The sequence below is a fragment of the Desulfovibrio sp. UIB00 genome, from assembly GCF_022508225.1.
Taxonomy (GTDB): domain Bacteria; phylum Desulfobacterota; class Desulfovibrionia; order Desulfovibrionales; family Desulfovibrionaceae; genus Desulfovibrio.
Genome location: NZ_JAETXJ010000006.1, coordinates 39,250 through 61,793 on the forward strand (window position 1 = coordinate 39,250; position 22,544 = coordinate 61,793).

Genomic DNA, 22,544 nt, shown 5'->3' on the forward strand with positions numbered 1-22,544 from the left:
GCGTCATGCAGTCTTTTGATACCATTATTCTGGGCGGCGGCCCCGGCGGAACAACGGCAGCGCGGATTCTTGCCCAGGCAGGCAAGAGCGTTGCTCTGGTGGAAAAAACGCACCTTGGCGGAACCTGCCTGAACTGCGGTTGCATCCCCACCAAGATGCTGCTCGGCGCTGTGGCCCCACTGGCGCTTCTGCATGCCCAGCAACGAACCCGTGTAGCCAAGGGCGAAATTGCCGTTGACTTTGCAGCGCTCCAAACGCGCGTGAGCCGCTTCACCTCGGGGACGAGCAAAACGCTTGGCAAAAGCCTTGCCAGCATGGGTGTGACGATCTTTACCGGGCGCGGCGAAGGCATCGCGCCGGGCACAGTGCGCGTTCATGCCGAAGACGGCACTACGGATCTGAATGCCCAGCACATCATTCTGGCCTGCGGGTCATCTTCCGCAGCGTTTCCCGGCCTGACGCCCGATCACGACTGCGTGCTGGACAGCACCGACCTTCTGCGCATTGAATCTGTTCCTGAAAGCCTTGTCATTATTGGCGCCGGGGCCATCGGCCTTGAACTTGGTGATTTTTTCTCGGCCATGGGCAGCAAGATAACAATAGTGGAGGCTGCGCCCCACATCGCACCTCTGGAAGATACCGATATCGCCGCAGAATTGCGCCGGGCACTGCAAAAAAACGGCATAACCTGTCATGAAGGCGCACGGGCCAAAGATTTGCGCACTGTTGACGGGCAGGCGCAGCTTACTCTGGAAGACGGCACGGTAATCAACGCAGCCAAGGCTCTGGTGGCTGTAGGCCGCACGCCCAACACCGCCGGGCTGAACGCCCAGCACTGGGGCTGCAATCTCAACAAGCGCGGCTATGTTGAGACAAACGCCTTTCTTGAAGCCGCCCCCAACGTCTACGCCGTGGGCGACATCAACGGCCTTGTGCTGCTGGCCCACGCTGCGGAACATCAGGCTGTGTATGTGGCGGAACGCATCTTGGGCGAAAGCGCCGGAGAATATCAGTCCGGCCCGGTGCCCTCATGCGTTTACGGGGCAATGGAAGTCATGCGCGTTGGTCAGACAGCGGAGGCCCTCCTGCGCGAAGGCAAGAACGTGGAAGTCTCACAGGCGGCCCTGTCCCTGAATCCCATTGCCCAGGCAAGCGGCGGCACAGCCGGATTTGTCAAAACAGTCTGGAGCGATGGCAAAATTGCAGGCATCGCCGCAGTTGGCGCGGGCGTTTCGCACCTTGTGATGGTGGCCCTGCTGCTGATCAAGGAAGGCTATACGGCGCAAAACCTGCACAAAATCATGTTTGCCCATCCCACGCTGGATGAAATTGTGTCCATGTCCATTCTAGCGCCCAAGGTGCGCGTGGAATCCAACTGACCCGGCGACCACCAAGGAGAATACCGTGAACATTCCTCACGACAGAAAATATCATGCAGAACATCTGTGGGCGCAAAGCCAGCCCGACGGCACCTGCATCATCGGCATTACCGACTTTGCCCAGGATCAACTGGGCGGGGTGATCTTTGTTGATCTGCCCGCTGTTGGCGCAAGCTTCCGGCAGGGAGAATCCTGCGCTTCCATTGAATCCGTAAAAGTGACCAGCGAGGCCATCATGCCCGTCTCCGGTCAGGTTACGGCCATTAACGAAGCCCTCGCAGACGCCCCGGAACTGCTCAACGATGATCCCTACAATCAGGGATGGCTGATAAAGGTGCAACCCACTGCCCACGATGAAGGCGGATGCATTACAGCCGAGGAATACGCTCAGGCCGTGGCAAGCTGACCGCCCCCATTGTTAAGCTCCCCCAGCAATAGCCCCGAAGAATTGCCCTTCGGGGCTATTCTTTTATCACGCGGTAGCAACGTTCTTCTTCATGTGCACTCACCACGCTGCCGAAACTGACTGAATAACAATTTTTGGCGCACAAATGCACAGCCCCTGGGTCTGTTACAGACTCAGGGGCTGTGAACTTTCATGGAGCGGATTTTATTTTACTGCAGTGGGCTTCCAAACTTCAAAGAATTTCGGATAGCCGGGCAACAACGGAGCTTTGACGCTCAGATCCTTGCCCTTGAGACCGGGATAATCCGGGGCATAGCGATAAGCCCTGTGGATCATGTTGGTGAATGTCTGGTGGGCATTGGGCACGGCTTCATCACGGTCAGAGAATACAGGCTTGGCCTGCCCCGCCATAATGGGGTTCACAAATTCCCAAACAACCTCGCCTGCGGGGGTTACTTCAAAAAGATGCCCCTGATGCGTGGAGGTCACCAGCACATTGCCGTTGGGCAACCTTTCCGCAGCGCCCTGTCGGTAGCTGAAGAAGCTGTTTGAACCATTGGCGGCATACTGCCAAACAATTTTTCCGCTGGTCGGGTCGACCTCGATCACGCGGGATCGGTTGCCCTCGGGGCGTTCCGAGCCATTGTCGAATATCTGCACATTGCCGTTGGGCAACATGGTGGCGTTATGTTCACCAAAAACCTGCTGGGTGCCGTCATAGTACCATTCGGGACGCGTCCCCTTGCCGTAGGCAGCGGGGTTGCCCCAGCGCTTGACGATTTTGCCGGACTTTTTGTCAACAATGTAAAATTCGCTGAAGTTGCGTGAATTCAGCAAAATCTGGTCGGTCTTGGGCAGGTACTGCAAGGTGTTGAAATGCGACCAGTCAAAGCTGTCGTATCCCGGCCCCACAGGTGTGGGCAGAGCAAAGTTGATGTCCAGTTGATCCGGGCCGGTGCCGATATGATCCCAGGCATGCCATTCCCAGACAGTCTTGCCGTTTTTGTCCACCTCGCGCACAAAATCCACCCAGAAGTCGCGCACGGCCTGCCCCTTGATCTTGACTTCTTCAGGCCACGTGCCGGGCTTGCGGCCCTTGGCCTGGAATTCGGCGGGAGTTTTGCGCTCCCAGCCAAGAATCATGGTGTTGCCGTTAGGCATGCGGTCAAAGCAGTGGTGCTGGATCTCGTTTTCCGTAAGCATGGTGTACGACCACACCACGTTGCCGTTCCAGTCCATCTCTTCAATAATGCCGCCTGCGCCGCCAATTTTAACCGGTTGATCCTTGGGGGCGGCTGCGCGCAGCAGATTGCCGTTGGGCAACAGCGTGGCATAGAGGCCGGGAGGGTACTTGCTCTTCCACGTGTGTACAACATCGCCATTCATATCGATGAGATACGTGGTTGTACTTTTAACCGTGGGGGCAAACAGCGTATACCCCTTAAAAACTTTTTCGGGCACAAGCTTGATGACGCCCGTAGGGCCGTCATGTACTTCATAGGCTGGCGCTTGAGTAGACAGTCCAAGAGCAAGCAAACCCGCAATAAAAGCAATGGAAGCTCTATACTTCATGGTCATTTCCTCCGGTGAACGGCGTTGTTACCTGTGCTGCCTAGAATGAATAAATCACATTAAACGATGCCTTCCACGCATCCTTGACATTAAGGCTACTACCAGAGATATTCTGGTAGTGGCCCCATACGTCATTGTCCAGCCAAAGGTGGATATAGCCCAGCTCAAGGATAAATGTCAGGTTTTCCGCTGCCTTGTATTTGCTATCGAGGTTGACTTCCATACCCGTATCGGCTGTGGTGAGATACGTGCCGAACGTGTTAAAGTCAGTGTTATTGCGGTAGATTTGCCTTCCTGAAGCATCAGTGGCATGCCGCCCGGTGATGTATGAGGCCATTTTTGTATCGTTGGTGCCGCCAAAGTAGTTGACGCGCAGGGTATGGCTTAAGTCATCAAGAATGCTCACGTCCTTGATGCGCGCGCCTACGCCCCATGTGCCACTGGGGTTAACGCCCAGCACGCCCTTGCCGCCGCCCATGATGGGATTGCCCCGGTAACCAAAGGTGGAGAGCGAGTTGGTCAGGTTATTGGTGGTAGCAAGGTAAGGCAGACGTTCCGAACCATTGTTGGGGTTGTCGTCATCGCCGCTGAAATACCAGCCGTACAGGCCGGGAAGCCCCCAATCCAAAGCGTATTCAGCCAGCAGCATGCCAAACCAGCCCCGGCGGTTCAGGTCTTCCTTGCCGTGGTCAACGCTGCCATAAATGAAATCCCAAGAAATTCTAAGAGGTTCAAAGCTGGTCCACTGCCCGGTCAGCCCGCCCCAGTACATGGAGCTGTAATCATCGTTCCACAGTCTGGAGGTGCCCCTGCCGGAGCTGAAAGCCGCCGGGTACAAACCATCACGTAATTCCAGGCCGTCGATAGCCTGCCCGGTTATGGGATTGGTCAAGGCGACCTTTTTGCTGCCGCCGGGCATGTTGGTAACGGTTGCGGGCATGAGGCTGTTTGGCCCCATGGCGCCGCCCATGCCCCAGGGTGTAATTTTGAGTCCGTCCACCGCCACAGGCACGGTCAGTGCAAACAGATCGAAATTATCCATGTAACTGGCAGGCTGTGAGGTCGTACCGCTCCAGTTGTCGTTGAGCAGGCGCATCCACACGCCGGTAATGCTGACGGCATCGTTCATTTTCCAGGATGCCGCTATTCCGGCCACATCGTCCTGAAAAACGGGGCTGTCCAGAGCAAATCCGGGGAGTTTTATGCCTTGAAGGCCCATGCGCAGCTTCAGCGGAGTATTGGGAACGACCCAGTCGAGATAGGCATTTTTGACTTTGACAACATTGCTGCCGTCTGCCCCCAACGCGCCGCCCTGAGCAGCCATGCCCCACCGCTGTTCGCCAATTTCAAAAAAAACGGTGCCGGCAAGATTCTCAGAAGCCTTGGCATTCAGTTGCAGATGCAACCTCTGGATAGCTTCAAACTCATCCCTTTGCTGGTGTATGGCGGCCCACTGCTGCCCCCCAACATTGTTGCCGTTACGGTCCTTTCCCATGAAATTTCCGCCGTTGATGTAGTCAAAGGCAAACTGCCAGCTTCCCTTGACGTCAAAATCGACCGCCCTGGATTGATGTGCGCTCCCGAGCAGCAATCCTGCTGCCAAAAGTAGTATGCCCAGCTTTTTCATCCTTCCGCCTCCTTGTGTCGATTCCTATTATCCAAGCATGCGCCAGTAAGGCATGGCCACAAAGGCCACAAACACGCCCGTCAGCACCATGCGTAAAGCCATGACCAGAGCCATTTCTTTGAAGTTGATGTAGCCGCAGCTGAAGAAATAGAGATACAACGCGTATTCGTAGGGGAATATCAGGTTGTCCAGGCCGTACTGGAATGAAAAGTACAGGATGCGCGGATCCAGCCCCATCTGCATACCGAGTTCGGTAATGGGGGCAGAGAGGGTCGAGGTAGCCGCAAGCGGTGTGAGCAGAAAGTTCAACACAACGCCCACGACATATGAGCACACAGAGGCCAGGCAGGCCCCTGTTTCGCTGAACAGAGGCAACACAAGGCCTGCCAGCCAGTGCGTAACCTTGAGGAAGCCGCCTGCACTGCCGATGGCCATGCAGCCCATGATGAAGAACAGCGGCGCAAAGTTAATGGAGGCCATGCGCTTGCCGTCCATGAGGCCTATGCCGGGCATGAAGGACAGGGCCGTAATGATAACCATCACAGAGCCAGCACTGAGGCCGTGGAGTTTGTCTGTGGCAAGCAGCACCAGGGTGAGGCAAAGAAGAACAAGGGCCCGTTTTTGCTCGTCTGTGACATCGCCCAGTTCTGCGTGCTTCTGCTCCACTGCGGCGCGCAGCGAATTTTTGTTGACCGAAGTGCGCAATACCAGAAGCACAATTGCCAGCGACATGGCCGTGTACAACATGGCGGGAAGGAAGTTGAACTTGGCGTATTCAATCCAGCTGGTTTGAATGCCCATGACCTTGTCCACGATGCCCATGCCCATAACCAGATCGCCTGCCCCTGTAAGATAGGCCAGCTTGGTTGCCCCAACGGCAATGCAGGTGCCAAGCACTACGGCTGTGGCTTCGCGGCTTTTGGGCTTGAAATCCAGGGCATCACAAAGGCTCACTGCCACGGCGCAGAAAATTGCTGCCTTGCCCATGATGGAAGGTACAAGAGGAGAAACAATGGCCGCGCCAAGGGTAATGCCTGCAAGTGCTCCGGAAAAACTGCCGCCGGTAAGCTTGACGCACGTCAGGGCAATGCGTTTGCCAAGGCCTGTCACCTGAATGATCTTGCCCAAGGTGAAACCACCAATAACGATGATCGGCACCTCGGAAAGCCATGAAGCGAAAACAACCTTCTGGGGAGTACTGCAAAGCAGTACGTAAAGGATGGGTAGCAGGATACCCACGGCAATGTCGTTCAGCGTATCCAGTGCCCAGGCAATTACAGCCCAGAGCGTGACCGCCAAAAATGCTATCATGGGGGGAGTAAGACTTTCGCTACGGGGAAGGACGAAATACAAGGCTAGGGGGAGCGCCAGATTGATGCCCCATTTGGCAAGCAGCCCGGGCGTCATGTCTGAAGTCTTGATAATCATGATGATCTCCTGTGAAAGCGGGGATCTCGGGTTCGCCCCGCTACTGGGCAGAGGCGAACCCGGAATCACTTCAAAGCGAAATTTCTCTAAAGCTAACCCTTGGGATCTTCCACAGAAGCCACGCAGAGCGCGTTACTGCCTTCGTATGGCTGGCAGCCCTCAACGGTCACTTCTTTGGCGCGATCTCCGGCTGCGGCGGCTCCAGGCACACGGAAGGTGGAAACATTCAGCGGTTCAATCGGCGTTTCTACTGGCTTTGCCACCTGCGGCACCCATTCGTAAGGCACTCGGTATGCGCGGTAGGTCATGTTCATGGGCACATGTTTCCCCCAGTAAGGTGAAATGAATTCCCACACTATTTCGTGGTTGGGGGTAACCTCGAATACGCGCCCGTCAGACCCCTCGGTGATGAGGGTATTGCCGTTGGGCAGGCGCTGCATACCGCTGATGAAGGGGCTGTAGAAGCGGTTGCTGTCCATGGGTTCAAGAAATCCGGCTTCCTTGGGGGTGTACTGCCAGACAATCTTGAGAGAAACAGGGTCTATCTCAAGAACGCGGGAATGGTCGCGCAGGGCGGCTTTTACGCCTGTGGGGGAGCCGGGATTGGGCACGTCGTAGCCGCCCCATCCACCGTTGTCGAAAACCAGGATGTTGCCAGCGCCCGGCAGCCCGTGCGGCACCATGTGCGCATGGTGCTGACCAATGATCCAGCCTATGGCCTTGAGCTCGGGGGAGGTGTCGTAGTCCGGCCCGATCTTCCAGGTGATTTTTCCGGTCTTCTTGCTGATGATGAAGATGATGTTGGCCTCGCGCCCATCAACAATGATATTGTCGGGATGAAAACGCTCATCGCCAGCGTCGTACCACTTGTTGGGGCCAAGCACAGACATGGAGTTGATGTGCATCCAGTCACCCATGCCTTCGGGCTGGGTCGGGCGGTAATTGGGGTTGCGGCAAAGCGTGTTTTTGGGGCCTTCGCGGAAGCCCATTTCGTCAAAATGCTCGTTGCACGACCACTCCCAGAGAATGTTTCCTTCCCAGTCCACTTCAAGGATCAAATCATCAAGCAACTGCTTGTCGCTGATTGCGCTATTTCGCACATTGCGGTGCGCCAGGATAAGGGTTTTGCCTTCAAGCACCTTGGGTTCCATGCCAGGTGCATAGTAGCCCACGGGGTTGCCTTCGCGCTGGAAGTCGTGGTGATAACGCGCGAGCCAGCGTCCAGGGTAACCAGGATCTTCAACAAATTCATTCTGGTCGAATTTCCATACGATGTTGCCGTCCCAGTCAACCTGGACAACATCAAGGCCGTCCTGCACACTGAATTTGCCACTGCGGCGTCCCCTGCTTGTCACAAGATATCCGCCAGGGAAAATTTTATTGGGCATTCCGTGAACACCCTTCCAGACATTTATTTCATGTCCATTCATATCCATAAGCACTGCGCCTACTTCCTGCGCTTGAAAAATAGTGTACCCACCCCAGCATTTTTCGGGTTTGAATATGGTAACGCCAGTGGGATAAATTGTTGGATGGCCCATATTAAATTCCTCCAAGCCAATTAATGTTTGCGGAATGCGGCAATCTCCGGCAGAAGCACAAAGAACAGCGCGCAAGGTATTTGATCCACTCTATGGGGCAGAATAGTACGGATTCAGCCACGGCGTGTGTTTCATTTGCAACATTTTTCACAATTAATTGCATTTTGAAATAAAAACCTGTTATCAGAAAGCCAGGTCAACTGTTCTAAGGAGGCAACATGGAAAAACGCGGCATCAATTGTGGACGCAGCCTGGCCTTCAAGGAAATGCGCGAAATGAATTCCAGCTGGCGTTCTGTATTGCATCTGGGGCGAAAACTTGTTTGGCCCAAGGGCCATCGCGTACAATTTGGGCGGGAATTGTACTTTTTAGATCGAGGTAGGGTTCGGCTGACGAATCAGAATTTGGAAGGGGTGGAAAAAATCCTCTGGTATATTCACGAGGGTTGCGTTTTTGGCGAAACGCCTTTCTTTGATCCCATGCCTGCCGAGAGTTATTTTTCATGCTCAACAAGCTGCGTGAGTTATGCTTTTACTGCTGAAAATGTAGAAGAAATCTGCAAGGACTATCCCCATCTGCTCATCAACCTGTTGTGCTCCATGTCCCGCAAATTACGGGTGCTCTCAAATCAGGCTTCGTCTCTGTACCTCGATAACGTACTTGTGCGTACATGCAAGTTCTTGGCGCAGCACATAATCCCCGGCAGCGATCCCCTTACGGCCGATATGGGCGTCTCCAAACAGGAGATGGCCAGCCTTTTGGGTGTACACAGAATTTCTTTGTACAAGATATTGCGGCAGCAGGAAGAAAGCGGCCTCTTTGGACCATTCTCCGGCAAAACCGTAACAATTCTGCGGCCTGAAGAATTTTTTATGCTGGCAGGGAGTTAATGTGCTCCAGCACAGAGAAAGGGAAATCATTTTCGGTGAGGGGGTGCGTCAAATTCTGATACCCGGAGATATACGCGTCAGATTGGGCAGCCTTCGGGTAAAAGCATGAGACGCTCTCGCATTTCGGCAGGGTGCAGTGCCGCGCACAACCCGCCGTTTGTGAAAGAAAGCTGGGCATTAGTATGATTGCCAGTGAGATTAGTGGGAATTGATCACAGCCTTGCGGGAAATTGTTTCCACGCAAGTTTTTCAGGATGAGTGCTCAACACTCTCCCCAGCTACACCGCAACTGAATGAATGAGCGAATTGAGTGTTCGCTGAAGCGGGTTGCCCCCGTCTTTGGTGTAGAGCCCTAAAATATAGCTAAAAGTGAGCAAGACGCAAAAAAGCCCTTACGGTTAATCACCGTAAGGGCTTGATTTTAATGGTGCGCCCGAAGAGATTCGAACTCCTGACCTACAGGTTCGTAGCCTGTTGCTCTATCCAGCTGAGCTACGAGCGCGTTCAACGAAGAGGAAACTAACTCAAGTCACAGTCGCCGTCAAGCTTTTTTTCAAAATATTTTTTGAAAAGCCTGTGAACTTGTTAAAAATTATTTTCTGCAACTTCCCGTAAGGGAATGTGCTCGCCCCTAGGGCAAGCACGCCTCAAACCAGTAAAGAAAACTACTAAGCGCTGATGCCGTTAACGGCATGAGCCAGACGCGAAATCTTGCGTGCGGCTTTCTTCCAGTGCATGGCGCCCTTACCGGCAGCCTTGGCAAGCACGGAAGTGGCGTTGGACAGGGCTTCGCTGGCCTGGCCCTGTTCGTTGCTCTGGATGGCGGCGCGAACCTGCTTGATGGCATTCTTCACGCGGGTACGGGCGGCGCGATTGCGGCCTGCCCGCTGCAAGCTCTGCTTGTGACGCTTGAGGGCTGACTTATGGTTGGCCACTTTGAATCCTCCACATATGTTGGGCTTGCCCGCGCAAGCCATGAAAACAAAAGTTAGCGCGTTGTCGCGAAGAAGGGTTCTTACCACTGGCACGATTAGCTGTCAAGCAATCGTGTCTTTTTATCAAATATTTTCTTGTTTGAAGATGCGGGGAACCGTCAAAAGCGCCCCACACCTCCGGCAAAACCGTTACACAACCTACATCTGCAAAGCAGAAAAATCGGCCAGACGCGCAAACCGCGAGCCAAGGCCGTGCAGCATGCTCAATCTGTTGCGGCGCAGATCCGCATCATCGCACATAACCATCACACCTGCAAAGAATGCGTCCACAGCGGGGCGTACCGCACTCAGGCAGGCCAGCGCAGCGGCATGGTCGTGGGCGGCCCACAGAGCATCAAGGCGAGGCAACATTTCTTCCAGTGTGGATGCCAGCGCTTTTTCTGCGTCTTCACGCAGCAAGGCGGGATCCCAGTGGTCAGAAAGTTCCTCAGTCTGCCCCTGTTTGCGCAGAATATTGGCAACGCGCTTGAAGGTCTGCACCGCAGCTTCATAGTCCGCCGCCTGGCTAAATGCCGCCAGCGCCGCAAGGCGTGCGCCGCAGTCTTTCACATCTTCCGCGCCCGCGCCAAGGGCCGCATCCACCAGCAGCGTGTCCTGTCCCTGACTCATGAAATAGTTGCGCAAACGCGCAGCAAAAAATTCCATGAGCTTGTCCAGAGCATCGTGCGGGGCGAGCTTCCACTGGCGATCACCATAAAGCTGTTGCGCCATGGCAAAGAACTGTCGCACGTCAACCGCAAGACCGAACTCAAGCATGATACGGATGATGCCCAGCGCGCAACGCCGCAGGCCGTTGGGGTCGGCAGCGCCAGTGGGGATCATGCCAAGGCCAAAGCAGCCTGCGAGAGTGTCGGCCTTATCCGCCATAGAGAGCAGCGCGCCTGCGAGGCTCTTGGGCAGCGGAGAATCCGGCCCGGCGGGCAGATACTGTTCGCCCAGAGCTTCGGCCACGGCCTTGCTTTCTCCTTTGCGGCCAGCATAGATGCCGCCCATGATACCCTGAAGGGTATCAAACTCTCCCACAAGGCCGCTCACCAGATCCGCCTTTGAAAGGCGCCCGGCGCGCGCGGCATCGTCGGCAAGTTCGGGCGCGCAGCTTTCGGCAAGCCAGCGGCACAAAGCCTCAAGCCTGCGGGTTTTGTCGCCCATGCTGCCAAGCCCGCCGATAAAAATGACCGTATCCAGCTTTTGCAGCCAGTGGTCAAAGGTATCGCGCAGGTCGGCCTGCCAGAAAAAGCGGGCGTCTTCAAGCCGGGCGCGCAGCACGCGTTCCCAGCCGCGCTTGACCACGCCCATATCTTCGGGGGTGATGTTCAGCACGGTGAGAAAATGCGGCAGCAGTTCGCCATTGGCACCTTCAATGCCAAAGCTCTTCTGGTGGCTTTCCATGCTGGTAAGCAGCACTTCGCGCGGCACCTCAAGATAGGCGGGATCAAAATCGGCCAGCAGCGGCACCGGGTGCTCGGCAAGGCCCTGCACTTCGTCCAGCAGGCTGTCTTTCCACAGCACTTTGCCGCCAGCGGCAGCCGCCTGGGCATTGCCGCCCTCAATAATGACGTTGCGGCGTTGGGCAGGATCAATGGTAACAGCGCAAGGCCCGGCGAGGGTGGCCAGAAATTCATTGGCATGCGCCACGGCAAAGGGGCCAGCGCCGTGGATGCGGTGGCCGCTGGTCTCACGGCCTGAGGTCATGGGGCCAACAGTAAAGGGCACCACGGCATCATCAAGCAGCGCCAGTATCCAGCGCAACGGGCGGGCATAGGCCAGCGAATATGAACCCCAGTGCATGCGCTTCTGGAATGAAAGCGCGGTAATCACCGTGGGGCAGATATCCGCAAGCAAACCAGCTGCGGACGCGCCGCCGGTGCGTTTGCGCACGGCCACGTATTCGCCCTTGTCCGTTTCCACCCGAAAAACGTCTTCAAGAGCGCAGGCATTGGTGCGCACAAACCCCTCAAGGGCTTTTGTGGGCTTGCCTTCAGCGTCATAGGCCACGCGCGCGGGCGGGCCGGAGACGACCTCTTCCTTCTCCACCTGCACGGGGTTGAGGTCTTCAACAATCACCACCGCGCGCCGGGGCGTGCTCATGACGCGCAGCGCGCCGTATTCAAGCCCGGCTTCGTCCAAAGCGCCGCTAAAACGTGAGGCCAGCTCCCCTTCTTCGGGGGCCAGAAAACGGGAAGGCAACTCTTCGCTGCCGATTTCAAGCACAAAGGTCGCCACGGCTTACCTCGCATCCTTTTTGAGCATGGGATAGCCCAGTTCTTCACGCTGGGCTGCGTACAGTCGCGCCACTCCAGCCGCCAGGGCGCGCACCCTGCCTATGTAGCCGGTGCGTTCTGTGATGGAGATGGCTCCTCTGGCGTCCAGAAGATTGAATGTATGCGAGCACTTGAGGCAATAATCATAGGCAGGCCAGGGCAATCCCAGCTCAAGCAGGGCTTTGCACTGCCCTTCAAAATCGCTGAAATGCCGCAACAGCATTTCAGGATTGCTGGCTTCAAAGTTGTGGCGTGACTGCTCCACTTCATTCTGGTGGTAGATGTGGCCGTAGGTGACGTTTTTGTTCCAGGCCAGATCATACACGGATTCAACGCCTTGCAAATACATGGTAAGGCGCTCAAGGCCGTAGGTCAGTTCCACGCTGATGGGCGAAAGGTCAATGCCACCCACCTGCTGAAAATAGGTGAACTGGCTCACTTCCATACCATTGAGCCACACTTCCCAGCCAAGGCCCCAGGCGCCGAGTGTGGGGGATTCCCAGTCGTCCTCCACAAAGCGGATGTCGTGCTGCGCGGGGTTGATACCCAGCGCCTTGAGGCTTTGCAGATACAGATCCTGCACGTTGTCCGGCGAGGGCTTCATGATCACCTGAAACTGGAAATACCGTTGCAGGCGGTTGGGATTTTCGCCGTAGCGGCCATCAGTAGGACGGCGGGAGGGCTCCACATAGGCCACACTCCACGGTTCCGGCCCAATAACCCTCAAAAACGTGTTGGGGTTGAACGTACCGGCACCGCATTCCACACCCGAAGGCTGTTCGATGACGCAACCCTGGTTGGCCCAGTAGTTCTGCAAAGTTAAAATGACATCCTGAAAATACATGCGCTGTCCTTTGTTCGTAGCCTTTTTCAGACGCATACGCGCGGCTGTTCATTAATAACGCCGCCCCAAACCATCCCAAACCGAATCGAAAATTTCGGCGCAAACACGGTCACACGTGGCGAAAGTAGCCCCCTTCCCACGAGAGACCCAGGTGATATTGCACAAAACCATCAATAACCTTGGCGCACGCGCGCCGATCTGCCACAGGCAGTTCTTCCGCATGCCAGCCGGAGGGAAATTCTTGCTGCACATGACGCAAAAGGTCAAGCCCGGACGCGCCCAGCTCCACGCCATACCGTGCTGGCCCCGTTGTCGCGCGGCACGACGGGCAACGCAACTGGGCCTCGTCAACCACAAACTGCGCGGGGCCGGTTATGACTGCGCCGCAGGTGCCGCACCTGCCCAGGTCAGGCGCAAACCCCAAAACACCAGCAAACCGCAGGCGGAAAAACAGGGGCAACAGCGAAGGCACGTTTTCCGCTTCTTCCAGCGTCTTGCGCAAATCTTCAACCAGCAGAAAGGCCTCGTCCGCGCCTTCGTCATTGACGCCAAGCGCTTCCACAAACCGCAGGCAGTTGGCCGCCAGCCCCATGCGCCGCCAGTTGCCGCGCAAGCTTTGCGGCCCGCCCAGCAGCACGGCTTCCTCAAGGTTGAGAAAGCTACCGCGCCCCGAGGCCTTTACCCTGCAATGCAGGCTGTTGAGTACATCCAGGCAGCCGCAAAAACGACGCCTGCTGCGGCTGCCACCAAAGGCGAACAGCGTCAGCAGGCCGTGTTTGCGACAAAGCATTTTCAGCCACAGATCTGATTCGCGAAAGTGCCCGATTCGCAGCACAAGCGCGTGATCTGCCCATTCGGTCATGGCCTGTCCGCAGGGGGAAACACCAGGTTGCGCACCTGGCCGCTCTGCCCCGCCGGGGGCAGTTCTTCACCGTCATACCGCAGGCGCACACCGCCAGCGTTGCCGAGCTTCAATTCCAGGCTCTTGCTGAACGTGAGGGCAAAAGTATCGCCCTTATGCAGAGAAAACTGGCGAGTGTCGGTCTTGTCAGCGCTGGAGTGAATCCAGCATTCTTCTGTAGCGGTGATAATCAGCTTGTGAGCGCCTACGGGCACGTCACTGCTCTGCGAAGCGGCAGCGGGCGCAGCGGCAGAGGCCGCCGGAGTAGCTGGAGCCGTTGAAGCGGGCGCACCAGCAGTCGGCGCGTTTGCGGCAGTGCCGCGCACCGGGGGCAGACCAGGGGCAGCAGGCTGGACAGGCTGACCCGCCGATGGGGCCGAAGCCTGCGCCGAAGTTTGCGCGGAGCTTTGCACAGTCGCCTGGGCCGGAGCCTGTCCCAGTGCAGGAGCAGCAGCACTTTGCGGCTGGCTGACAACCGCCGGAGCCGGAGTCTGTCCCTGAGAGGGAGCAGCAGGGGCGGAAGGCCGACTGGCCAGATTGCCGGGGTCAACAGACTCGGCGCTCTGCAAGGGGGCAGGCTGCGCCAGACGGCGCGTCTGCCGACTCAGGAAGTCAAATACCCCCTGTTGCCAGGCAACCATCACCACAGCGACCACGCACACCATGAAAAGCCCGGCCAGAATGGGCTTGAGATTGCGCCTCGGGGTGAGAACCATCTCGGGCTCATAAACATTTTGCGGCGCAACGGGTTCAGAAGCAGCCTCAAGCGCCCCAAGCGCCTCACTGACTTCCTCAGCCGAAAGGCCAACATAGGACGCGTATGAACGGATAAACCCCTTGGTGTACGCCAGAGGGGGCAAGGACGTCTCGTCCCCTTCCTCCAAAGCGCGCAGAAGACGGGCGCTGATTTTCAGCCTGTTTGCCGCATCTTCCATGTCCAGACCCCGCTTTTCGCGCTCAACGCGCAAAGCAGCGCCCAATTCCACTAAGGTCATGAAAAGCCTCGATAATGGTCTTGCCGCCCCGAGGGGGCGGCGGTTGCCAGCAAAAAGCCGGAACCACCCGTGGCGGCCCTGCTACATTCTGATATCAATAACGGCCCGACTGCGAAGCTGGTTGGTGTAGTCCTCAAAACGCTCCATGGCCTTGGGCTGGCGCAGGATGCCGTCGATCATCGGCTTGGCCTGCTCAAAGGTGAGCATCTTGAGTTCACCGCCGCCAGGGCGGTACAGGCGCACCTGCGCCTTGCGGCCCTGAAGTTCAAAAATCTCCGTTACATCGCCGGGTTTCATGCTGTTGAGGCGGGCTTCCCACTCGGGGTTGAGCTTGTCCCACACCACGGGGCCCATGTCGCCGCCGTTTTCCTTATTGGGAGCGATGGAATACTTGCGCGCCACTTCCTCAAACGAAACCGCGCCAGACTTGATCTGCGCAGCCAAGGCCGCAGCATTGGCATTGGGATGATACACCAGAAGGGCCATGTGCAGACCTGAGCGGTCATACAGGGTGTCCTTGTGCGCATCGTAGTAGGCCTTGATCTCATCGGGGGTCACAACAACCCGGCGACCCACTTCCATTGCCATAACACGCTGGCGAATCAAACCTTTTTCAATATTGCCACGCAGTTCGCTAACACTGGTCTTTTGTTGGGCCAGGCGTTCTTCAAACTGCTGTTTAGTAAGGTTGTTCGCCTTCATGATCTTGGTGATTTCGCTGTCAATTTCAGAAGAAGAAATGGAAATTTTGAGACGCTTGGCTTCCTGCGCAACCAGAATATCCATGATCATGCCGTCCAGCGCCTTGCGCAGCACGGCGTCCACGGCCTTGGCCTGGGCGGGATCGTTGGGATTGATACGCGCCCGCATAAGATCAGGAACAGCGTTTTTCTGCAGGTCAAACATGGTGATAACCTGACCGTTCACCACGGCCGCCACCTTGTTGATCTGTGCGGCCTGAGCGCCAAAAGCGGTCATAAAACAGATAACCAGCGCCAAAATAAGCGTTTTTCTCACGTTATACTCCCTGCTTGCGCGCAAAAATTCCGCGCTTTATCTGTAAAATTATATCCCAATCCAGCGCAACATGCAATGCAACGGCTGCACCCGCAGCCATCAGCCAGCCAGTAGCCGGGGCACGTTGCATGCAAGCCCTCAGCGGCGCCGCACGGAGCCGCCGTTATCGCGCCTGCGCTGCTGGTCGCCCGAGGCTTTTGAAGCAGGAGCCGTTTCAGGATTATGCCCCTGATTTTCCAATGCTCCATTGGCCCTGGGATCGTGGGAACCTTCAAGCACATCACCCTCGTACACATCATCCTTGCCTGGGGGCAGAGCCTTCATGTCCTCCGCAGCGCCAGAAACATCCGGCACGGCGGGGGCATCGCTGCCCTGCCCGCCAGCGTGTGACGCCGGGGGTGCGAGCAGATCGGGGGCAAGCTCCTTGCCCACCATGATGAGGGAATTGGCCAGAGCCTTTTCAAGCCAGCGTTCAAAAGCCTCGGACATCTTCTGCTCCCGCAGGATGCCTTCCACCAGCGGATAGGCCTCCGCCAGGGTAATGTGCGCTGGCGGGCGGCTTTCAATCAGCCCAAGGCTACGCCACAGGCCTTCTTCCTGCCGCACGGGGGCGCACTGTCCCGGTTTAAGACTGGCAGCTGCCTTGCGCCATCCCTGAGGCAGATCGGCTGGCCGCACATTCTGGCACTGGAGCTGCACCTTGCTGCGCGCCTCGCTCATGCCACCGGGAAACACCGCGCAAAAGCCTTCCACGTCCTTGCGCGATTCACCAGAAATCAGGCAGACGCGCAGAGTTTCCGGCATCTGAAAATCGTCTTCGTGGGTCTGGTAGTAGTCGCGCAGTTCGGGCAGCGAAACACGGATGCCAGCTGCAAGAACCCGCTTTTCAAATGTGAGCATGGAGAGATGGTCAAGCAGCAAAGCCCGCCATTCTGAAGGGTCAATTGATTCTTCAGCCAGATATTTTTCCAGCCCGTCAGCGCCGCCGTAATCATTCCTGACTTCTGCCATGGCTGTATCCAGCATGGCAGGGCTGACCGACATCTGAAGCCGCTGCAAATCCTGCCGCACCAGAGCGTAAATGATCAGAGTGCCCAGCCCTTCGCCGTATTCGCGCCGCATGTTTTCCAGCGATGGAGTGCGCATGGCCCCAAGAGAAGGAGAACGGCTGTCGAGCAGGGTCTGCAATCTGCGCAAGCTGATGGGCTCGCCATTGACTGTAGCCACCACGCCGTCGGGGAGCCGGGTTTCAAAACAGGCCGCCAGCAGCAGGCAAAAAGAGCAGGCCAGCGCCACGCCTAGTGGGCGGGCCAGTCGGGCAGACCGAGCGACGTTCTGGAAAAAACGCGCCAAAGCTATGAGGGGCTGCATGAATCCGTCCACCATTTTTCCCATATATTCAGACCAGTTCTATGACCTGAAAAAAAGACACAGCCACAAACCAGCACCTATGCCCCGGCTTTAACACGAATACCTTCAAGGGCGGTACGCAACCTGTCCAACCCTTCGGGGAACGAAACATCAGACGGCATTGGCAGATGCAGCCCGGCAGGCGGCAGCATGCGCGCGTCCTTCATGGAAGCCGTAAGGGCTACTATGCGCTCAGGCTGCACGGCGGTCTGCCCGTCCGGCCAGACAAGCCGCACATGGTTGATGTGCACATCGGCCTTTTGCACCTGCAACTCTGTGAGGAACTGCTTGAAATCCAGCACGGCAAGGAAGTTGCGCAGTTCTTCGGGGAAGGGGCCAAACCTGTCGCGTATGCCAAGGGCCGCTTCCTCACGCGCCGCGCCGCCAGAGGCCGATGTGAGCGTTTTGTAGCAGCGCAGCCTTTCGCGCCCGTCCTCAATGTACGATGCGGGAATATGCGCAGGCAAGCCCAAAGTAAGTTCCGTCTCCACGGTCTGCGCTTCAGGCGTCCCCTTGAGGCGGCCCACGGCCTCCTCAAGCATTTCGAGGTACAGATCAAGGCCCACGCGGCACATGTGGCCCGACTGCACTTCGCCGAGGATATTGCCCGCGCCGCGCAGGCGCAGGTCTTCCATGGCGACCTGAAAACCGGCCCCCAGGTAATCCATATCCATAATGATGCGCAGGCGTTCCTCCGCAATGGAGGTGAGGCGCTCCGCATCCGGCACTACAAAAAAAGCATAGGCCTGCCTGTCGCTGCGGCCCACCCGGCCCCGCAGCTGATAGAGCTGCCCAAGGCCGAACATCTGGGCCTGATCCACTACCAGCGTATTGGCGCGGGGAAAATCCAGCCCGGATTCAACAATGGAGGTGCATACCAGCACATCAAGCTCGCCATGCCAGAACTTGTGCATGGTGTCTTCAAGCTCGGTTTCAGACATCTGCCCGTGCGCCATGCCTACCCGGGCCGTGGGCACAAGGGTGTGCACGTACTCGGCCACCCGCTCCAGGCCCTGCACACGGTTATAGACCCAGAACACCTGGCCTTCGCGCTCGATCTCGCGTTCCAGCACCTTGCGCAGCACGGAATCATCCCGCCGCAGTACAGCCGAAGCCACAGGCTTGCGATCCTGCGGCGCGGTTTCAATGATGGAAAGCTCGCGTATGCCGGACATGGAAAGCTGCAAGGTGCGCGGAATGGGCGTGGCTGTCAGGGTGAGCACGTCCACGTTCTTTTTAAGGGCCTTGAGTTTTTCCTTATGGCGCACGCCGAAACGCTGTTCTTCATCCAGAATCAGCAGGGCAAGATTGGGAAGTTTGACGTCGCTTGAAAGTACGCGGTGGGTGCCGATGAGAATATCCACCTGCCCGGTGGCCGCAGCCTTGAGCACTTCCTTTTGCTTTGGGCGCGTCACAAAGCGGCTGAGCAGCCCCACATTGACGGGAAAACCCGCCAGACGGGCGCGGAAGGTCTGGTAATGCTGCTCGGCAAGCACCGTGGTGGGGCAAAGCAGCACCACCTGACGCCCCTCGGAAGCGGCGCGGAATGCAGCGCGCAGGGCAACTTCCGTTTTACCGAAGCCCACGTCGCCGCATACGAGCCTGTCCATGGGCTGGGACTTGTCCATGTCGTCAAGCACGTCCTGAATGGCCTTGGCCTGATCAGGGGTTTCTTCAAAGCCGAACGTGGCCTCAAATTCGTGGTACAGCTCGCCCGGAGGGTCATATCGGAAGCCCTTGGTCACCTTGCGGTAGGCATACATTTCCACAAGGTCGGCGGCGATCTTTTCAATGGCCTTGCGGGCCTTCTCCTTGCCCGAAGTCCAGCCGGTGCCGCCCAGCCGGTCCAGCGCGGGTTCCACGCCTTCCGAACCCTTGAACCGCTGGATAAGCCCCATCCGGTCGGCAGGCACGTAGAGCTTGTCGCGCCCGGAGTATTCGATAAGCAAAAAGTCGTTGGCAACAGCGTTGACATCCATGTGGTGCAGCCCGGCAAAACGACCAATGCCGTAATCGCGGTGCACCAGCAGATCGCCAGCCTTGAGATCGTCAAAGGAATCCAGCCCCTTGAAAACGCGCGACGAAACGCGGGGCGTTTTTTCCGCCTTGGGGTACAGGATATCCTCGCCCAGAACCAGGGCGTTGTCCCACGCCAGATCCGCGCCCTGGCGGAAGGGCGAAACAAGAGCAAAAAGACCACGCTGGTCGGGTGCATAGCGCTGGGCAGGAAGAATGCCGTCCTGTTCTGCCAGTTTCAGAAACTTGGCTCGGCTGCGACCAGATGAAAAACTCAGCACCACCTGCCTGCGCGCGCCCTGCCACTCCTTGAGAGCGGTGGCAAGATGCTGCCAGGGGCGATCCTGCGCGCCGGAAAGAGGAAAAAGATCGCTGAAGGAATGCAGAGTCCTTTCCGCAAAATCCAGACCGCGCTCTTCCACACCCATGACCAGAGGTTCGGCGTACACGCGCTGAAAGGCGTTCCACGGCGCAGGCTGCGAACTTTTGCGCAGGGCCAGCGATGCCGGTTGAGGCAGGGGCGCGTCCTCGGCCTCAAGCCGCTCCTTGAGTGCAAGGCGGCCATCCCGCAGGGCCTCGGCGCTGTCGGCCTCGCCGGGCAGCAGCCACAGGCAGTCCTGCGGCAGCCAGTCTTCGAGCAGGCTGGGAGCTTCTACGGCGCAGCCGGGCAGCAGGCCCGCTCCGCCAGCATCCAGCGATTTTTTAAAGGAATAGCAGTCATTTTCGCCAATGCGGCCTTCGGCAAACATGCGGTCAAAACGCTTGCGCGCAGCCTCGGTCTCGCGCGCAGCAAAGGCCAGCGGGCTGACAGGCAGCAGGGTCAGTTCGTCGCATCCTTGCAAAGACCGTTGGGTCTCCGCGTCAAAGAAGCGCATCTCCTCCAGCGTGTCGCCAAAAAATTCCAGCCGCACGGGGCGGGCATAGCCAGAGGGGTACAAATCAAGGATGTCGCCTCGCCGGGCCATTTCGCCGGGCCGCGTGACCATGGCAACGCGCTCGTACCCCCACTCCACCGCCTGCTCCAGCAGCAGCTCGGGGGCGTAATCGCTGCCCTTGCCAAGCTCCAGCGTGCGCGTGTGGAAAAAATTGACCGGCATGTAGCGCAACAGCAGGCTTTCAACACTAACCACCAGCACTCGCGGTTTGCCAAGGGTGAGGGAATACAGCGCGGCAAGCCGGGCAGCCCATGAGGGCTTGTCCTGCCACTGGCTCAGGGCTGGCAGCCCCAGACAGGGCCACTGCCATGCAGGGCGCACAACTGCCGGATCCGCCAGAGAAATTTCGGGAGAAAACAGGGCCGCAAGGGAGCGGGCCGCGTGAAATTCTTCGCGGGTGCGGGCCACAAGAGCCACGCTGCGCCCTTTGTCCAGAGCCTCGCAGGCAAGGCGGCAGCGCGTGACCATGCCGCTGCGTTCCAGATATATCTGCCTGTCGTTGCTTGAGAGCAATGCGCCGAAAGTGTCCATGAACCTGTGGGGGTTATATAACAGCACAAGGGGCAGCCTGCGCCGCCCCGACGATAAACGGTCAAACCTGGCGGCAGCCGGAGGCCACCGCCAGGTTTGCAAGTCATTTGCTTCTAGTGTCCGCAGCCGCCGCCGCAGCTGCTGCAACCACCGCCCGTCTGGGGCAGGGGCACCGTGGGTTCAACTGTGAAACCCGCGTAGGAAAGATCAATCTTCACGCCTTCAACCTGAGCAAGAAGCTCCTTGTTGATGCAGAAGGTGAATCCGCCCTGATCTTCGCTCATATCTTCATCCGTCGCGGCGTCCAGGGCAAGGGCCAGATGGGGCCCGCTGCACCCGCCGGGGGCGAGGTAAACGCGAATGGTGCTTTTTTCCTTACCTTCAAAAAAGGCCGCCAGTTCCTTCTGGGCGCTTTCGGTCAGTTCAAGCATGGTTCCTCCGATGTTTTTCGATACGCTCGATATGTATATTATATGGTAGAGTAACGAAAAACAGGCTGGCCTGCTTCGTCCGGCCAGCGGGAAACCACCCCGCCTTACGCGTTGCTGCCGCAGCCGCTTGAGCAGCTGCTGCAACCACCGCTGTTGCCTTCAGAAGCGAAGGGCACTACGGGTTCAACCGCAAAGCCCATGTAGGTTAAATCAATTTTTACACCCTGCACTTCTGACAGAAGAGCACTGTTGATGCAGAAGGTGTAGCCGGCCTGTTCCTCGGTTTGATCCTGGTCGTTAGGCTCATCCAGAGCCAGGGCAAGGCGCGGGCCGCCTCAACCTGCGGTCATGTAGACCCGGATGGGATCCTTTTTCTTGCCGGTAAAGAACGAATCCAGTTCCTTACGGGCGCTGTCGGTCAATTCGATCATACGTCCTCCATGATTCGAGTGTTTTACTAACTAAGGTCATGCGTGGGGCTTGTCAATTACCGCAGGGCTTTTCTTTAAAGCCGAAAACAGCTAGAATGACGGGCATATCCACCCTTGGAGGAACCATGTCCACGACCCGGTTACTGGAAAAAGACGAAATGGCGCGCGTACTTGAACGCCTCGCCTCGCAGATACTTGAACGCCACGCGGCATGCCAGGATGTGATGCTTGTGGGCATCGAACGGCGCGGCGCAGACCTGGCCCGGCGCATAGCTGCCCTGCTGCAAACGCGCCTTGACCGCGTCATCCCCCTCGGAACCCTGGATATCAATCTGTACCGCGATGACTGGACAAGCCTTGTGGGCAAGCCCAGCATCGGGCAGTCCCGCATTACCGAAAGCGTGGACGAAAAGGTTATCATCCTGATTGACGATGTGCTTTACACCGGGCGCACCATCCGCGCAGCCCTCGAGGCCCTGCTCGACTACGGCCGCCCCCGCTGCGTGGAACTGCTGACCCTTATCGACCGAGGTCACCGCGAGCTGCCCATCCATGCGGATTATGTGGGCCGCGTCATCAATACCAGCAGGCAGGAACACGTGGACGTCATGCTCGCCGAGCGCGACGGCGAAGACAGCGTGAACCTGACCACCGCATCGTAAAACAGACGCGAAAGATTGCCCCAGCGGCAGGCACGGCCCTACAAACTGCCCGGCCCGGAAAGAGCCTCAACAGGGCTTTGCCGAGTCATAAACCGCGCACAGGAACAGAATTCATTCACCACGCTGACGTGCCGCCCCCCATCGGGCGGCAGCAAATACAGAACAGAGGAAACCATGCCCAAGCGCAAAACCTGACGCACAGCAAGGAGCTTCACGTTGTGGAGCTTACGCGAACGGCGGTCCGGTTTGGGGCTGGCGCATGGCTTCTCTGC

18 protein-coding genes and 1 tRNA gene are annotated in these 22,544 nt (G+C 57.6%); 4 read left to right on the forward strand and 15 right to left on the reverse strand.

Annotated features, from left to right (window positions below; genetic code table 11):
* Window positions 1-5: 5 nt before the first annotated feature.
* Both JMF94_RS10525 and gcvH read left to right on the forward strand, forming a co-directional pair.
* Window positions 6-1,379 (forward strand): FAD-dependent oxidoreductase, encoded by a 1,374-nt coding sequence (locus JMF94_RS10525; protein WP_240825052.1) that lies wholly within the window; start codon window positions 6-8, stop codon window positions 1,377-1,379.
* 25 nt (window positions 1,380-1,404) lie between these two features.
* Window positions 1,405-1,785, forward strand: a complete 381-nt coding sequence (gcvH, locus tag JMF94_RS10530; protein WP_240825053.1) for a glycine cleavage system protein GcvH — start codon at window positions 1,405-1,407, stop codon at window positions 1,783-1,785.
* Between the two features lie 204 nt (window positions 1,786-1,989).
* Here the strand turns inward: gcvH and JMF94_RS10535 are convergent, their stop codons facing one another.
* The 4 genes from JMF94_RS10535 to JMF94_RS10550 form a co-directional block, all read right to left on the reverse strand.
* Window positions 1,990-3,357 carry an aryl-sulfate sulfotransferase gene (locus tag JMF94_RS10535; RefSeq protein ID WP_240825054.1) on the reverse strand — a complete coding sequence of 456 codons (1,368 nt, stop codon included), beginning with the start codon at window positions 3,355-3,357 and terminating at the stop codon, window positions 1,990-1,992.
* A gap of 40 nt (window positions 3,358-3,397) precedes the next feature.
* Complete coding sequence (locus tag JMF94_RS10540) at window positions 3,398-4,984, reverse strand: outer membrane homotrimeric porin (RefSeq protein ID WP_240825055.1); 1,587 nt, start codon at window positions 4,982-4,984, stop codon at window positions 3,398-3,400.
* A 27-nt stretch (window positions 4,985-5,011) separates the two neighbouring features.
* Window positions 5,012-6,412: an SLC13 family permease gene (locus JMF94_RS10545; protein ID WP_240825056.1), complete on the reverse strand. Its 1,401-nt coding sequence runs from the start codon at window positions 6,410-6,412 to the stop codon at window positions 5,012-5,014.
* 92 nt (window positions 6,413-6,504) lie between these two features.
* Window positions 6,505-7,953 (reverse strand): aryl-sulfate sulfotransferase, encoded by a 1,449-nt coding sequence (locus JMF94_RS10550; protein ID WP_240825057.1) that lies wholly within the window; start codon window positions 7,951-7,953, stop codon window positions 6,505-6,507.
* A gap of 218 nt (window positions 7,954-8,171) precedes the next feature.
* Between JMF94_RS10550 and JMF94_RS10555 the strand changes: the two genes are divergently transcribed.
* Window positions 8,172-8,843 carry a Crp/Fnr family transcriptional regulator gene (locus JMF94_RS10555; RefSeq protein ID WP_240825058.1) on the forward strand — a complete coding sequence of 224 codons (672 nt, stop codon included), beginning with the start codon at window positions 8,172-8,174 and terminating at the stop codon, window positions 8,841-8,843.
* 425 nt (window positions 8,844-9,268) lie between these two features.
* Here JMF94_RS10555 and JMF94_RS10560 read toward each other — a convergent pair.
* The 11 genes from JMF94_RS10560 to JMF94_RS10610 all read right to left on the reverse strand — a co-directional run bounded on the left by JMF94_RS10560 (window position 9,269) and on the right by JMF94_RS10610 (window position 21,610).
* Window positions 9,269-9,345, reverse strand: a tRNA-Arg gene (locus tag JMF94_RS10560).
* Window positions 9,346-9,511: 166 nt separating this feature from the next.
* Entirely contained in the window at window positions 9,512-9,778 is a 267-nt protein-coding gene (gene rpsT / locus JMF94_RS10565; RefSeq protein WP_240825059.1) for a 30S ribosomal protein S20, read from the reverse strand.
* Window positions 9,779-9,976: 198 nt separating this feature from the next.
* Window positions 9,977-12,061 (reverse strand): glycine--tRNA ligase subunit beta, encoded by a 2,085-nt coding sequence (gene glyS, locus JMF94_RS10570; RefSeq protein WP_240825060.1) that lies wholly within the window; start codon window positions 12,059-12,061, stop codon window positions 9,977-9,979.
* A 3-nt stretch (window positions 12,062-12,064) separates the two neighbouring features.
* A complete protein-coding gene (glyQ, locus tag JMF94_RS10575) occupies window positions 12,065-12,943 on the reverse strand; it encodes a glycine--tRNA ligase subunit alpha (RefSeq protein WP_240825061.1) in 879 nt (292 codons plus the stop codon).
* Window positions 12,944-13,052: 109 nt separating this feature from the next.
* Window positions 13,053-13,805: a DNA repair protein RecO C-terminal domain-containing protein gene (locus JMF94_RS10580; protein ID WP_240825062.1), complete on the reverse strand. Its 753-nt coding sequence runs from the start codon at window positions 13,803-13,805 to the stop codon at window positions 13,053-13,055.
* Window positions 13,802-14,839: a helix-turn-helix domain-containing protein gene (locus JMF94_RS10585; protein WP_240825063.1), complete on the reverse strand. Its 1,038-nt coding sequence runs from the start codon at window positions 14,837-14,839 to the stop codon at window positions 13,802-13,804. Before JMF94_RS10585 ends, JMF94_RS10580 begins: the two co-directional genes overlap by 4 nt.
* Window positions 14,840-14,920: 81 nt before the next feature.
* A complete protein-coding gene (locus tag JMF94_RS10590) occupies window positions 14,921-15,880 on the reverse strand; it encodes a SurA N-terminal domain-containing protein (RefSeq protein WP_276612906.1) in 960 nt (319 codons plus the stop codon).
* 114 nt (window positions 15,881-15,994) lie between these two features.
* Window positions 15,995-17,251, reverse strand: coding sequence for a peptidylprolyl isomerase (locus JMF94_RS10595; RefSeq protein WP_240825065.1), 1,257 nt, complete (start codon window positions 17,249-17,251; stop codon window positions 15,995-15,997).
* A 53-nt stretch (window positions 17,252-17,304) separates the two neighbouring features.
* Window positions 17,305-20,748 (reverse strand): transcription-repair coupling factor, encoded by a 3,444-nt coding sequence (gene mfd, locus JMF94_RS10600; RefSeq protein ID WP_240825066.1) that lies wholly within the window; start codon window positions 20,746-20,748, stop codon window positions 17,305-17,307.
* A gap of 113 nt (window positions 20,749-20,861) precedes the next feature.
* Window positions 20,862-21,179 (reverse strand): IscA/HesB family protein, encoded by a 318-nt coding sequence (locus JMF94_RS10605; RefSeq protein ID WP_215647804.1) that lies wholly within the window; start codon window positions 21,177-21,179, stop codon window positions 20,862-20,864.
* A 104-nt stretch (window positions 21,180-21,283) separates the two neighbouring features.
* Window positions 21,284-21,610 carry an IscA/HesB family protein gene (locus JMF94_RS10610; RefSeq protein ID WP_215647805.1) on the reverse strand — a complete coding sequence of 109 codons (327 nt, stop codon included), beginning with the start codon at window positions 21,608-21,610 and terminating at the stop codon, window positions 21,284-21,286.
* 125 nt (window positions 21,611-21,735) lie between these two features.
* On the opposite strand from JMF94_RS10610, the gene pyrR reads away from it, so the two are divergent.
* Window positions 21,736-22,272, forward strand: coding sequence for a bifunctional pyr operon transcriptional regulator/uracil phosphoribosyltransferase PyrR (gene pyrR, locus JMF94_RS10615; protein ID WP_240825067.1), 537 nt, complete (start codon window positions 21,736-21,738; stop codon window positions 22,270-22,272).
* Window positions 22,273-22,544: the final 272 nt, after the last annotated feature.